This is a genomic window from Pedobacter sp. ASV28, from assembly GCF_016428855.1.
Lineage (GTDB): Bacteria > Bacteroidota > Bacteroidia > Sphingobacteriales > Sphingobacteriaceae > Pedobacter.
On sequence record NZ_JAELTN010000012.1, the window covers coordinates 60,632 to 75,484 of the forward strand.

Sequence of the window (14,853 nt, forward strand, 5' to 3'; positions counted from 1 at the left end):
AATGCCATACGATCTGTATAACAATTTAGTTTCAAAGTTAATTTTGGGCATAAATCCGGTTTTCGAGCCATAAAAAACCAGCAGACAGTATAAAAGCAATGAGAAACCACCATATTGAAAGTTCTTTTTTAATGGTGTTGCTTATTTCTTGGCCGTTTTGCGTATTGGTAGGATTGGTTTTGCTGTATTTGATGTTGTTTTGTATAGTTTCAATTGCGTTGATCGATTTCCAATCTTCCTTTCCGAATACAAAAAAATCAATGTTAAACCGATCGATATTCAAAACATTCCATCCTGTAGACAAGGGCCAGCTTTGGGCTTGCCAACGGTTGGGGAACAATAGATGTTGCTTGACAGCCAAATGCTTTTGATCGTACTTTACAGTAGGTATGGCTGCGGTCGGCATTTCGATGGTGAAAGTGAGCTGCTGTGCAACGCTAGGGAAAGCATTGTTGGTTTGGAAAAGCAAAGATGGATTTTGCTTTCTGGCTGCTGCATTTATGAGTTCAGACCAATAGCTGGCATAATCTTTTTGGTGCCCGGATAAAAGCCATTGATAACTGCTTTGTAGGGTAGTTACTATAATTTTACCCCTGCCATATAATTGTTGAGCAGAAATAATCTGCTGTTGTTTATGGTTGATCAATTCTTGTTGATCGGGTAAGTTACCTATATATATTGCTTGGTTTATGGCTAGGCTCGATAGTTTCGATTGGCTATTGAAAAGAGATAGGTCTAGGCTTTTCTCTTCCTTTAGAGGCTGGTTTAGTTTGAATTTTTTGAGCAATGGATCGGCTGAAGTAGTATGGTCTGCCCATATCACTAAGCCCAAACCCTTTGTAACCGCTTGTGTAATGGCCTGCTTTTCGGTGCTAGAAAGAGATTCCAATGTTTGTTGGTCCAGCAATAAAACATCTTCTTTTTCAAGTATAGTAGATCGTATTTGATCTAGCTTCATGCCTTTTCGGTTCAGAAAATCTATACTGTATTTGTTTTTGCTGATTTGGCTTCTCAATGCCAAAGGATATTGGTTTTCATATAACCAATTCTTCAGAAATTTGTATTCAAAACCAGGAAAAGAAGTGAGCATGAGTAGGTTCAATGGAGTTTTAGGGAAAGTTTGTACGGGAATAGTTTCCTTGGCAAGGGTATCTTTTCCATGTAGGGCTACAAGTTGAAGTAGCGCTTTTCCTTTTTGTCTCACTTGATGCTTAAGGTCAAATTTCTCTAATGAGTGTGCGGGGATTTTGATAGAATCCAATGAAGAGCCAAACCCAATGAGTTTTAGCTGTATGGCAGTAGAAAGTAGATTGTTATAAGTGCCTTGTACGTTTAGGGTTTCTTCTTCTTTAAGTCTTCCATTCCAGTTGCAGGCTACAATACCTTGTGGTTTTTCGGCAGGATAGAACGTTAGTTGAAGGTTTTTTAATTTTCTTAAATCATCCTGCCCCAAACCATTTCCGTAGATTTTGATTTTCTTTATATCGGGATGGTCCAATAGATAATAGGCCAGGTCGGGAATAAAAGTGGCCTTTTGTCTTAAGTTTCGATGTAATGAAGGATCCGTATAATATGGATGGTCTTTTATAGCCGCTAAGCTGTCTTTTATAAAACCATTGGTCAATAGGTTTAAAGTTCCCTTTTTTTGCTGTTTTTTTGTTGACAAGGTAATGGGAATGGCCATAAAAGTTAGACAAAGCACCAATATCACACTGGCTACCAAACGCCATACTAGCCAATGACGATTTTTTCTCTTGGTTTCTTGGTAGATCAAAAAAGCAAGCAGGGGGGAGCAAATTACGATAACCCATATGTTAAATTCCATGCGACCTGATCAATATTTTTTAAGATAGTTAAAGTAATGGTTAGACAGTTTTTGATTTGAGCCTGTGGTACCTGCTTGAGGCTTGGCGGCGCTTTTGCCTATAATTGTATAAATGGCTCGAGATACGATGTTAAGGTCTTTGGCGGCAGGAAATGTTTGGTTATTCAGCTTTCTTAAACTTTTAAGTGCTGCCAAATAACTTTCGGGATGGCTTACTGCGGCTGCGATGACCTGTTTTTCTCCAATTTGTAAAAGTGCTTTTTCATTAGCGGAAAATGGTTTTCCATTTTGGTGATTGTTGAGCAGGGTAAGAAGAAGTCTTAGTTCATCTTTAACCTGGTCTTTTACTTCGAATTGGAGATTTTGACGAGGGTCGGTGATTTTGTCAAGTTCCCCGGTTAGTCTTTTTTCGGCTTTTAGGGCAGTGGTTTTAACGGTGGTTTTGGCCACATAGGCCCTTGACTTTTGTTGTAGGTCTTTTAGCAATCGTAAGGCTTTATAGGCAAAGGGCAATGCGTCCTGAGGTTTATAAGTTCTTAAGTTAAGCTCGGCCTTCCACATTTCGTTAAGTACGGCCTTAAGCTGTGTCTTGATGGCTGGCTCAAAGAAAGTGGCATCTTCCGCTATGTCATGTTTATGGGCATATTTGTCCATAATAGCCTGTACATCGCCGAATTTTTGATTAGGCTCCTCATGTCCATCATGATCATGTTCGTCATGATCTCCACCAATTTGGGTTTCATTCTCCTCTCCTAAAAATTGTCCATATCTTAAACGTAATAGTTTTTGATCTACTCCCAAGTCATTACTGCGGGTTTTGAATGCAGCTATAGATAACTTGTCTTTTTCGGCAAGAAGCTTCTCGGCGTCTAAAATAATTTGGCGTTCGCTACGGAAGTATTCCGGAACCAGGTTAACACCAGAAGTCATTCCCGCCATACTCATCAGTTCTGCGGTATCTACAATGGAAACTGAATAAACATCAGAACGGCTTTGTTGGCCTTTGTTGTCTTTGGCATGGATAAAGAAGTATAGTTCATCGCCAGGCTTCATGCCCAGATTTTTTAAATCGATATGTTTATTCAGCGTGAGGTTTCTTTGACGGTTAAAAATGGCATTAAAATGGAGTTTCTTTTCGGTAAAGCTTACACTTTCTCCCTTGCCACTGGCCATGGTGGCAGAGATAAAAGCCTCAGCTATTCCATAATCATCAGTTAGGATAGCACTCAGGTCAATTTGTTGGGCTTGGCCAATATCAATGGTAGTTTGTGATTTGGGCCTGATTATTTTTATACTGACAGGTAAGTCGGGAATGATGTCAATTGGGTAGAGATCCGATTTTACACCATCCAGTTCTAGCTGATAAAAACCTTGTTTTTCAATTTTACGGGAAAAAGCCCATTGGGTAGAATCACCTTTTACGGCATTTAGTTTTAACTTTTCTGTATCATTGAAAATTACATAAAATGCCCCGATGCTTTTATTCGTCTTTAAATTCCACTTTACCTTTGCACCAACCTCTGCCTTAACATAAAATTGTTTTTGAGACCTGGAAACTTTTGAAGTGTAGACCGGCGGAATAATGGTAAGGGTATAATTGGCAACCTGAGGTAAAACATTTTCAATCTGCTGTTGATGGGAAGACTTTGCCTGTCTAGGACTGGAAATAGGTAAACTTCTAGCTGGAATGTTGTAGAAGGCGAGAAGAGAGGATATGCCCACGACCAGACAACCTAAGCCTATAGCTAATTTTTTTCCTGAGCCTATAATGACTTGGTTTTTGGGTAGTTGAGGAAAGATTTTGGAAACCTGAAGACTTTCGAGTACACTTAAGCCATCACTTGATCTTAAAAGCAGTGCACAACTGTCTTCAAGTTGGGGAAAATGATTGTCGAGGTAACGAACCACCTCTGTTTCGTTTATCTTCCATAGTGGACGGAAATACAGAAATATAAATGCAGACAGGATAAATACAGTAAAGTAAATCCAGTTGGCCAACATAAAGAAATAATGAAACACACTACCTACAAGTAAAGCTAAACCAAGGCTTATGCATATACCTTGGACCAGTAAAATGGTGATCCATCTCATCTTAAGGTACTGTATGTATTTTCGGCCTCCCATCTTTATGATTTTTTCAAATTTGATTGATTTCTAAAGGTTAAGATGCGTTCGGCCAATAAAATTAAAAAAGCCATTACCCAAATTATTTTACCTAAATTTTGATTGGAAGCAGGGAATGCCTTTACCTCAGTGGTATCATCAAAAGTACTTATGGCTTCATGGTCTGGCATATTTTGCGCCTGGTTTTGTGCAAAACCAAACTGTTTAGTATTTTCATGGTAAATCAAGGGCATGATGGCTTCTACAAATGTATCCTGCCATACTAAATCAGTCCATTTTGGGTTTAACTGGCTGTAAAAAGTATAAGTATGGAGGTTAACTGAATCTTGGTAGGTCAATAATGGATCACCAAAGCCATCTTTCCATAAAATGGATGTATTTGTTACATTTGCTATAATCGTTTTGAATACTTTAATTGGCGGTAACAGGTGTACATCCCGATCATGCATTACCAAAAAGCTGGAATTGGAGCCAATTTTGCCATCGGCATATTTAAATAGTACAGCATCTTTCTTTAAACTGCGGTAAATTTCATTTGGGATTTCTTTTGTACTCAACCAAAATACGATATCGGTGTGCTGGTCAGGTTTTGATGTATTGCCATAAAAGTTTATCTGTTGGTTGAGATAAAGTCCAATTGCTGCTAAAGCTGCTTTAACATATTTCGCATCCTCACTGTTAAAAGGATGTATCACCACGTTTATAGGCGTTAGCTTGTTGTAGTTTGCTGGTGTATAAGTGATGGTATTTGCTAAGGATTGTGCTTTGTATGTGCGATTTAAAAAATTGGTATAGTAGGTAAGCAAGGTGTCTTTTTGGTTCAAGGTTTTCCAATGCAGTTGGAAATGCAGTTTAGGGAGTACTTCGTCAAACTGAGATATATTTTTATTGGCAAATACCCATACAGGATAACTATTCGGAAGTTGGTTGTTCACCTGTTTTAAAAGCGAAGAATAATTTAAGAGCATGCTACTTTTGGTGGTGTCTACTGTTGTATTTGCCGTATCTTTTAAAGAGAGCTGTCTAAATCCATGGCCAAAATGATGTATTTGATAGCCTTTGGTTAATAGGGAATCGATCGTTTTTGACTGAGATTGATAGCTATTCTTAAATTCATGTTCATTTAATAAAATCCAGCCTGCCTGATCCTTTTGCACTGCTTTGCCTTTTAGGAAGGGCTTTGCCAACAATAGCGTAACGAGTATAAGTAACAGGCAGCGTAAAAAGAGTAACAGCCAATCACTAATGCGCAAACTCCTGGCATTCGAGGCCGAACTCTCGCCCAATAGGGAAATGCTCCCAATTTTTAGGGTCTTTCCCTTTCTTACCTGCCAAAGATGAATCATGATGGGTAAGATCAGGCTTGCAAGGGCTCCTAAGCCTATAGGATATAAAAACTGCACAGCTAACTATTTACTTTATTTCGTTGTTTCAAAAAATCTCTCAGGGCTTGATCTAAAGGTTCGTCGGTAACCATGGTGCGGTAATAAATTTTTCTGTCGAGCATGTCCATTCTTGTTTTTTCTAAGTAGGTCACCATTTTTTCTTTATAAACCATCCTTGTCTTTGTTTGGTCTATTTGAATGGTTTGACCTGTTTCCATATCCTCAAAAGTGCTATAGCCTTTAAAATCTAGTTCCAGTTCATTTCTGGAAAGCACATGGAAAACAATGATTTCATGCCTTAATGCCAAAAGTGTATCCAATAGTTTGATGATGTCATGGTCTGTTTGATAAAAATCTGTAATGAATACCAATAGTTCCCTTTTGTATCCGCTAGAAAAAATCTCTTTATATGATATGGGGCGTGTAAAGGTTCCTTCTGCTTCAATATGCTCTAGTTGATAAAATAATCTGGATAAGTGTTGGAAGTCTTGACGAGGAGCCATGGAAAAGACACCTGAATTTTTGAAAACATAGAGACCAACCGCGTCGCCCTGTAAATTGGCGAGGTAAGCTAAGGCTGCCGCAGCATATCTCGCATATTGCATTTTTGTGAAATCTCCATCGCTATGGTTCATTGAAGCACTGGCGTCAATTAAGAGCCGAACAGAAATGTTGGTTTCTATTTCAGATTCACGGATATAATAACGGTCAGATCTGGCAAACATTTTCCAGTCTAATGACCGAAGATCGTCACCAGGTTGGTAACTTCTATATTGGCTAAACTCCATTCCACTACCCTTTATGGTACTTTTATTAAATCCATTCATAAAACCATCTATCGTAGTTTTTGCCGATAACGATAATTGCTTTATGGCCATTAATATTTTAGGGTCAAGGAGCTTACTCATTGTAGATGGCCTTTAGGTCTTGAGATGGCTTTTAGTAATGCCGTTGTGGTATCATCGGCAGAAACATTTTCGGCATCTGCCTTAAAGTTCATTAATATCCTATGTCGTAATACGGGATAGGCCATGGTCTGTAAATCTTCCATGACAACAGCATATCTACCCTTAAAAAGAGCCCTTGCCTTGGCTGTAAGAATTAGGGCCTGGCCAGCACGCGGCCCAGCTCCCCAACGTACCCATTCCTTAACAAAAGCAATGGGGCTGGTATCAGGTCTTGTAGCTCTAATGAGTTCACTGGTGTAGGTAATGAGGTCTTCACTTATGCTAACTTCACGGGTTAGTTGTTGTAGTTGTTTAATTTCTTCTGCACCTATTATAGCCTTAACTGCCATTTTTGTTGCCCCGGTGGTGCTACTTAAAATTTGTACTTCTTCTGCCGCACTAGGGTAGCCTATCTTGATATAGAGTAAAAAACGGTCTAGTTGTGCTTCGGGCAAGGGATAAGTTCCAGCTTGTTCTATTGGATTTTGGGTAGCCAAAATAAAAAAGGGTCGGTCTAAAGGGTAGGTTTGGCCAGCATAGGTGACCTCGAATTCCTGCATCGCTTCCAACAAAGCAGATTGGGTTTTTGGTGGAGTACGATTAATTTCGTCGGCAAGGATAATGTTGGCAAACAATGGGCCCTTATTAAATTTGAAGAAACGTTTACCAGTGGCATGGTCTTCTTCTAAAATTTCTGTACCAATAATATCGGTAGGCATTAAATCGGGTGTAAACTGTATTCTTCTGAAAGATAAATCCAAAGCCTGCGACATGGTTCTTACCATTAATGTTTTGGCAAGTCCAGGTACACCTTCCAGCAAACAATGACCTCCGGCCATAAGTGCAATGAGCATCTCTTCTATGATGTGGTCTTGACCTACAATAACTTTTTGTATTTCGCTTTTTAAGGAAGAAATTTTTTGTATCAGGTGATTTAATTTACTTTCTGAAGTTTCCAAGGTGTGAAATCTTTTAGTTTAACTGAATTAATGTTTCAATATAGGAGATATGAGCCTGAAAAATAAAAGGTGCTTAAAGAATATCAAAAAAATTACAACATAAATGCACCTATAAATGGTTTTTAAGGAAAATGAGCGTAATTTAGGTCGATGCAAAGCGCTAAGTTTACATTTGCTAGAATAAAATATACATCGGGAGATTGGGACACTGATCAGCGTATGCCAGCTAATGTCTTAAATTCTCTCTTGGAGTATACTACTATTCCATTGGAAACGGAAGAGAAAATCATAGAGTTAAGCAGTGCCGATATTTTTAAATATCCATTCTGTTACCTGAGTGGACATAAATTGGTGCAGTTTAACCAACAGGAAGCCGCTAACTTTAAGGCTTATGTAAATAATGGAGGCTTTGTATTTGTTGATGATTGCAACCATGATATAGATGGCTTGTTTGCTCGATCCTTTGAGCGTCAGATGAGTAGCCTTTTCGGGCAGGAGGCCTTAAAGAAAATTCCAAACAACCATCCTATATACCATTCTTTTTTCAAGTTTGAGAAAGGACCACCTCCAACTTCTTTTGAACTGAATGGTTGGGGAGATGATCTGGTACATGATTACCTTAAAGCCATTACCATTAACCATAGGATAGGGGTGTTGTACAGCAATAAGGACTATGGGTGCGAATGGGACTACGATTTTAGAAACAAACGCTTTCTGGCAGAAGATAATACCAAGTTTGCGGTAAATATTATATTGTATGCCATGGGCGTTAACAGTTAGCATGAACTATACTCTTGTCAGGCTGAGGCCCAATTGACGTTTTTACCAAAATTTCAACTACTTTATCGGAATGCTCAAAGTGATAAGGTTATAAAAAAGACTTACGAAGTTTGTTATTTAGTATATCATTAAACTCCGTAAGCCCGTTAATTCCAAACGGATTAAACCGTTCTTCCCGGATATTGTTGTAATGCAATTTCCAAACAGTCCATGGCAGCATTTAGGTCATCAACATTAAGTACATAGGCCATACGTACTTCGTTTTTACCAGCACCTTTGGAAGAATAAAATCCAGTGGCTGGAGCCATCATTACCGTAGCATTATTATGATCAAATTTTTCTAATATCCATTGGCAAAAAGCATCGGCATCATCGATGGGAAATTTGGCCACTACATAGAAAGCGCCACCCGGATTTGGGCAGAAAACGCCATCAATTTGATTTAATCTGTTAACTAATGTATCCCTGCGTAGGGTATATTCTTTGTTGACTTCTTCAAAGTAGCTATCTGGAGTATCTACAGCGGCAGCTCCTGCAATCTGTTCCACCATGCCTGGGCTCAAACGCGCTTGTGCAAATTTTAGTCCCGATGCAATTACTTCCTTGTTTTTGGTGATTAAACAGCCTAAGCGGGCACCACAGGCACTGTAGCGTTTGGAAACGGTATCCATAATCACTACATTCTGTTCTAGACCATCCAAATGCATAGGAGAGATAAACTCACGTCCATCATAACAGAACTCGCGGTAAGCCTCATCAGAGAATAGGAACAAATCGTATTTTAAGCAAAGTGCTTTTAAAGCTTCTAGTTCTTCGCGAGAATATAAATATCCTGTTGGGTTGTTCGGATTGCAGATAATGATCGCCTTGGTTTTTTTGGTAATCAATTTTTCGAATTCGGCAATAGGTGGAAGGGCAAAACCATTCTCTATATAGGATAAGATGGGTTTAACGACCACATTGCTCATACAGGCAAAACCATTATAGTTGGCATAAAAAGGTTCTGGGATAATAATTTCATCTCCCTCATTAACGCAGGTCTGCATGGCAATGGTAATGGCTTCTGAACCACCAACCGTTACTAAAATGTTCTCTGGGGCAATGTTATAGCCTAATTTATTATAATATTCGGTCAGCTTTTTTCGGTAAGCCAATGTCCCTTCTGACGGGGTATAGGCCCAAACATCAAAATCTATATTTTTAACCGCATTTAACATGCCCTCTGGTGTAGCAATGTCTGGCTGTCCAATATTTAAATGGTATACTTTTTTTCCGGCTGCTTTTGCCTGATCGGCAAATGGCGTAAGTTTTCTAATGGGAGAAGCGGGCATGTGTAACCCTTTTTCTGAGATCTTTGGCATGGCCCAAAATTATAAAAACCCCGTTGGATTAACGAGGTTTTTATAAAAAATCTTAAGTGGACAACAAGCCTACTTGCTTGCGTCTGCAACGGTTTCACCTTTCAGGTACAGTACCTTAGTAGCGGTCCTTGCATTGGAAGTAACAGTTACTGCCGTATTGAAAGGTAGTGGTGAACCTGATTTCTTTACTGTAACTTTTATGAAACCTTTTTCGCCTTTTTTCACGGGTGTTTGGGTATATTCTCCCACGGTACAACCACAAGTTGGTTCTACCTTTGTAATGATCAGTGGAGTATCTCCTTCGTTGGTAAAATTGAAGGTATAGCTCACTGGTTTATCTAGGGCAATCTTACCAAAATCATGTGTTTCGGCTTCAAATTTAAATTCTGCTGGCTTTGTTTGAGCGTTAGCTGCAAACCCTAATCCAATTACTACGGTAAATAACAAAAATAGCTTTTTCATAATCTTTAGTGTTTGAACAAATTTAGTCTTTTGTAACTTAAAACAAAAAGTATTCCAAATATTATTTGCCCTGAACCTTAAGTCATAATTAGAAAGAATTGTATCTTTGTGCCTTAACCAATGTTGCTTATGATATCAGCCGGGAATGTGATAACCAATCAGATTGATGCTTCAGAGCTAAGTTTCGACGACTTTAAAGCCATTGTGATAAATGACTACAAAATTGCTGTAGAGAGCCGACAGGCAAGCTTATTGGGGCGAAAGGAAGTATTGACCGGAAAGGCCAAATTCGGTATTTTCGGAGATGGTAAGGAAGTGCCACAGTTGGCCATGGCCAAGGTTTTCAAAAATGGAGATTGGCGTGCGGGATATTACAGAGACCAGACTTTTGCTTTTGCAACCGGAATTTCTACACTCAAAGAATTTTTTGCCCAATTATATGCCAATCCAGATGTTAATGCCGATCCCGCTTCTGCAGGAAGGCAGATGAACTGTCACTTTGCTACGCGCTCTTTAAATGATGATGGAAGCTGGAAAAATCTAATGGAGCTAAAGAATTCTTCTGCAGATATTTCAACTACCGGTGGTCAAATGGCTCGTTTAGTGGGATTAGCTTATGCCTCAAAGCTGTTTAAGCAAAATAAGGAGTTGGACTATCTTAAAAATTTCTCCCTGAATGGGAATGAGGTTGCCTTTGGTACTATTGGTAACGGCTCTACTTCTGAAGGGGTGTTTTTTGAAGCTTTTAATGCCGCTGGAGTGTTGCAGATCCCTATGGCCATTTCGGTATGGGACGATGGATATGGTATTTCTGTACCCGCGAAATACCAAACGACAAAAGAAGATATTTCTGAGGTACTCAAAGGGTTTCAGCGTGAACCGGGTACCAATGGTTATGAGATATTTAAGGTCAGGGGTTGGGATTATCCCGCTTTATGCGAGACTTATCTTAAAGCTATTGAGGTCTGTAGGAATGAGCATGTGCCCGTATTGATACATGTGACTGAAGTGACCCAACCGCAAGGGCACTCTACTTCTGGATCTCATGAAAGATACAAAGATAAATCACGCTTGGATTGGGAAAAGGAGCACGATTGTATCTTAAAGATGCGTGAATGGATGATCGAATCTGCCATTGCTACAAAAGAAGAATTGGACGAACTGGAAAATGAGGCCAAACGATATGTAAAGGAAGTGCAGAAAGAAGCTTGGAACGAATTTCTGGACTCTATTAAGCAGGAACAGGCCGATGTAGTAAGAATGGTAAACAACTTGGCCAATGGTAACGCCGGCCTAACAAAAATTGCGGCTCAGTTAGCTTCTACCCATGATGCGCTGCGCAAAGAAGTTATGTCTGCAGCTAGAAAGGCTATTAGACAAAGTATAAATATGCCTTCGGCAGATCGCAGTACACTGATCAAGTGGTATGAAGAAAAATTAGTTATACATAGTGAAGTATATAACTCCAAACTTTTTACCGATGGTATTGAAAGTCCTTTCAATGTAACACAGGTTGCACCGGTATATAGCGACCATGGCAAAATGCTGGATGGTAGAGAATTGCTTAATGCCTGTTTCGATTCGAATTTTTCGAGAGATCCAAGGCTACTGGCCTTTGGTGAAGATTTAGGAAGTATTGGAGATGTAAATCAAGGGTTTGCCGGCCTGCAGGCTAAGTATGGCGAACTTAGGGTCAGTGATACCGGGATTAGGGAAATGACTATTGTTGGTCAGGGGATAGGTTTAGCCATGAGAGGTTTGCGACCTATTGCCGAAATACAGTATTTAGATTATTTATTATATGCACTAAATGTGCTAAGTGACGATTTGGCCACTTTGTCATATCGTACCAAAGCTGGGCAAAAGGCACCGTTAATTATAAGGAGCAGAGGGCATAGACTAGAAGGTATTTGGCATTCTGGATCGCCAATGGGAATGATTTTGGGCTCATTAAGAGGTATGCACATCTGTGTGCCCCGTAACATGACCCAGGCTGCAGGTATGTATAATACTTTGTTCAGGTCTGATGAACCTGCGTTGGTGATAGAATGCTTAAATGGCTATCGCTTAAAAGAAAAATTACCAGATAATGTAGGTGAGTTCACTGTGCCGTTAGGCAAAGCGGAAGTGATTAGAGAAGGAAGAGACATAACGGTGGTAAGCTATGGATCTACCTTAAGATTGGTAGAGGAAGCTGCCGAAGAGCTGGAAAGCTTTGGCATTTCGATCGAAATAATAGATGTGCAAACGCTGTTGCCTTTCGATTTGGATCATGCATGTGCCCAGTCATTGCAAAAAACAAATAAATTGTTGGTGGTTGATGAAGATGTTCCAGGGGGGGCAAGTGCTTTTATTTTGCAGCAGATCTTAGAAGAGCAGAAAGGTTATTACCTGTTAGATGGTAAGCCTCAAACCTTGGCGGCAAAAGCACATCGACCTCCTTATGGTTCGGATGGTGATTATTTTGCCAAACCTTCTGTAGATGATGTAATTGAAGTTGTTTATGGAATGATGAATGAGACAAATCCAGATAGGTATCCAAAGCTATATTAATGAATAGCGAGGAAACGATTTTAATTAAAAGGCGATATTTTATCGCCTTTTTTGTTTCTAAATGTCTTTCTTTCTTTATCTTGGGCTATAAATTTAGCCTTTTCCCTTCTAGATGAAAATTCTCTTATCTCTGATGTTTTTCCTTTGTGCTTACGCTAATTTTGTTTGGTCTCAAGGAAGCCATCCTCAAAAAAAGATTGATAGTTTATTGGAATTAAACAATAAGTATAAACTAGAAGATTCCTTGAAATTAACACGTTATTATCAATTGTATAGAAACTATATGAAATTGACAAATACCCCAGAGGTAGATCAATATGTCGATAAAACTATACAGTTGGCCAAAAAGCTGAATAAACCCAGTTTTATTGCTGAGGCATATTATAGAATGGGCTTTTATCATCATATCCATAGTAGGTATTTCTTAGCAGAGGAATATTATGGAAAATCGTTGGATAAATATACTGAACTGAATGACAAGGAATGGTTGGGCGGCATTTACCAAAACCTAAGTGCAATGTATGTCAACATTCCAGATTATTCAAAAGCACTCGATGCTAATTTTAAAGCAGTAGATATCTTTAGCAAAATTAAAGATGTGGAAAGTGTGGCAGGTTGTTATGTAAACATATCGAGTATTTATAGTGGCTTGGAGCAACATTATGATGCCATTCAATACTTGGATAAGGCATTGAAAATTTTTCTTAATAGCAAGGGGAATGAATATGGTATTGCTTTATGCTACGCTAATTTAGGCGATGTTTATTTTGAGGCACGAGAAGGAGAATTAAATAAAATACCATTAAGTAAAACAGAAAAATATAAGAAGTCATTAGGGTACCTTGAACAGTCTTTAAAGTATGCTGAAAAAATAGAAGATAATTTCTCTTTACTGGCCAGCATTAACCAAACCAAAGGGAATATCTATAAGGCTACCGGAAAAAAAGACTTGGCAGAGGAGTGCTATCAAAAGTCAATTGAGTATTATGCCAAAACTTCTGTAAAAAAAGAGTATGCGGTAAGTTTGTTGGCATTGGCAAATTTTTACATTGGTGAAGTTCAATACGCTAAAGCTGAACCATTGCTATCGGAAGTTATTGAAATTGGCAATCAGAATAAAATACTAAGCCTACAACGAGATGGCTATATGGCCTTGACCTTGTTGAGTGAACAACAGGGCAAGTATAATGATGCTCTAAAGTACTTTAAAGCTTACATTCAATTTAAAGAGCAAATATTTAACGAGGAAAAAGAAAAGGAGATTACCCGCAAGCAAATGCAGCTAGATTTTTCTATCAAAGAAAGAGATTATCAGAATAAGCAACAACTCACAGATTTGGCTTTAGAAAAACAAGTTTTGTTGGTAAAAAAACGCCAGCAAGAATTGCTTTTAAACCAACAACAGTTGGCACTTAGCGATAAGGAAAAGAACATTCAACGCTTAAATTTTCTACAGCAGCAGGCAAACTTAGAGAAGGAGAAGCTTCAAAAAGAAAGCCAGTTAAAGCAGCAAAAGCTAATTTCGTCCTTAGAAAAGGAACAAGCGAACCAGCAGATTTTGCAGCAAGAGAATAAGATTAAGCTTAATAGGAATTTCTCAATATTTTTTGGGGTCTTGGCAGTAGTATTATTGGCTGCTGCGATTGTGGTTTACAAAGCGCAACGTAAAACGGCAAAATTGAATGAGCTGGTTTTGGCCCAAAAGGAGCAATTAGAGAATCTGGGGAAAGTGAAAGATCGTATTTTTAGCGTAGTGAGCCACGATATGAGAGCTCCAGTCAATTCATTGCTGTCATTTATGCAACTGTTGGAAATGGGTAATGTATCATCAGAAAAACTGAAAAAATATGCTACAGATTTAAAATCCTCATTAGGTTATACCTCTTCAATGCTCGAAAACCTTTTGAACTGGGCCTACAGCCAAATGCAGGGGTTTAAGCCAACTTTACAGCCAACCCAAATTAACCAATTATTGGAAGAGCTGCTGGGTTCTGCACGAGTAGTGGCAACGAAAAAGAGCATCGATATTTCATGTCATGCCGAATCTGGTATGGTGGTAATGGCCGATGAGGACATGCTGTCGTTAATTATACGGAATGTGCTAAGCAATGCCATTAAATTTACAGAAGACTGTGGTGCCATAATGATCTATGTAGAAGAGCATGAAAAAAACGTATCCATTCAAATTGCAGACAATGGTGTTGGAATGGATATTGAACAAATACAGTCGTTCAATAAAACTGCTGGTTATCAATTAGGGGAGACTACGTTGGGCACGCAAAAAGAAAAGGGCACAGGTCTTGGCCTAACACTTTGTAAAACATTTGCTAAGATGATGAATGCTACTTTAACCGTAAAGCCTAATGTTGATAAGGGAACTGTTTTTATGCTTGTCTTGCCCAAAAGCTAAGCGCATTTCTTTGCCCCTCAAGCATGATCAATAAGTTAGAAATCGTG

Annotated in this window: 10 protein-coding genes; 3 read left to right on the plus strand and 7 right to left on the minus strand. The window is 38.9% G+C overall.

What is annotated here, in order from left to right; all coding sequences use genetic code 11:
* Window positions 1-37: 37 nt before the first annotated feature.
* The 5 genes from JHD79_RS06270 to JHD79_RS06290 are packed head-to-tail and all read right to left on the minus strand — an operon-like array spanning window position 38 to window position 7,240.
* Window positions 38-1,825: a hypothetical protein gene (locus tag JHD79_RS06270; RefSeq protein WP_199118358.1), complete on the minus strand. Its 1,788-nt coding sequence runs from the start codon at window positions 1,823-1,825 to the stop codon at window positions 38-40.
* Window positions 1,826-1,834: 9 nt separating this feature from the next.
* Window positions 1,835-3,949 (minus strand): DUF4175 family protein, encoded by a 2,115-nt coding sequence (locus JHD79_RS06275; protein ID WP_199118359.1) that lies wholly within the window; start codon window positions 3,947-3,949, stop codon window positions 1,835-1,837.
* Between the two features lie 2 nt (window positions 3,950-3,951).
* Window positions 3,952-5,352, minus strand: coding sequence for a BatA domain-containing protein (locus JHD79_RS06280; protein ID WP_199118360.1), 1,401 nt, complete (start codon window positions 5,350-5,352; stop codon window positions 3,952-3,954).
* Window positions 5,353-5,354: 2 nt separating this feature from the next.
* The gene (locus JHD79_RS06285) at window positions 5,355-6,242 is read right to left on the minus strand and encodes a DUF58 domain-containing protein (protein ID WP_233164594.1); all 888 of its coding nucleotides are present in this window, start codon (window positions 6,240-6,242) and stop codon (window positions 5,355-5,357) included.
* Window positions 6,239-7,240 carry a MoxR family ATPase gene (locus tag JHD79_RS06290; RefSeq protein ID WP_199118361.1) on the minus strand — a complete coding sequence of 334 codons (1,002 nt, stop codon included), beginning with the start codon at window positions 7,238-7,240 and terminating at the stop codon, window positions 6,239-6,241. The genes JHD79_RS06285 and JHD79_RS06290 overlap by 4 nt, the downstream gene beginning before the upstream one ends.
* Window positions 7,241-7,390: 150 nt before the next feature.
* Here JHD79_RS06290 and JHD79_RS06295 point away from each other — a divergent pair, with 150 nt between their 5' ends.
* Entirely contained in the window at window positions 7,391-8,020 is a 630-nt protein-coding gene (locus JHD79_RS06295; protein WP_199118362.1) for a DUF4159 domain-containing protein, read from the plus strand.
* A gap of 161 nt (window positions 8,021-8,181) precedes the next feature.
* Here JHD79_RS06295 and JHD79_RS06300 read toward each other — a convergent pair whose 3' ends face one another.
* Entirely contained in the window at window positions 8,182-9,381 is a 1,200-nt protein-coding gene (locus tag JHD79_RS06300; protein ID WP_199118363.1) for a pyridoxal phosphate-dependent aminotransferase, read from the minus strand.
* Window positions 9,382-9,450: 69 nt separating this feature from the next.
* Window positions 9,451-9,843 (minus strand): DUF1573 domain-containing protein, encoded by a 393-nt coding sequence (locus JHD79_RS06305; protein ID WP_199118364.1) that lies wholly within the window; start codon window positions 9,841-9,843, stop codon window positions 9,451-9,453.
* Window positions 9,844-9,972: 129 nt separating this feature from the next.
* On the opposite strand from JHD79_RS06305, the gene JHD79_RS06310 reads away from it, so the two are divergent.
* Together JHD79_RS06310 and JHD79_RS06315 are read left to right on the plus strand one after the other, a co-directional pair.
* The gene (locus JHD79_RS06310) at window positions 9,973-12,396 is read left to right on the plus strand and encodes a thiamine pyrophosphate-dependent enzyme (RefSeq protein ID WP_199118365.1); all 2,424 of its coding nucleotides are present in this window, start codon (window positions 9,973-9,975) and stop codon (window positions 12,394-12,396) included.
* A gap of 112 nt (window positions 12,397-12,508) precedes the next feature.
* A complete protein-coding gene (locus JHD79_RS06315; RefSeq protein ID WP_199118366.1) occupies window positions 12,509-14,806 on the plus strand; it encodes a tetratricopeptide repeat-containing sensor histidine kinase in 2,298 nt (765 codons plus the stop codon).
* Window positions 14,807-14,853: the final 47 nt, after the last annotated feature.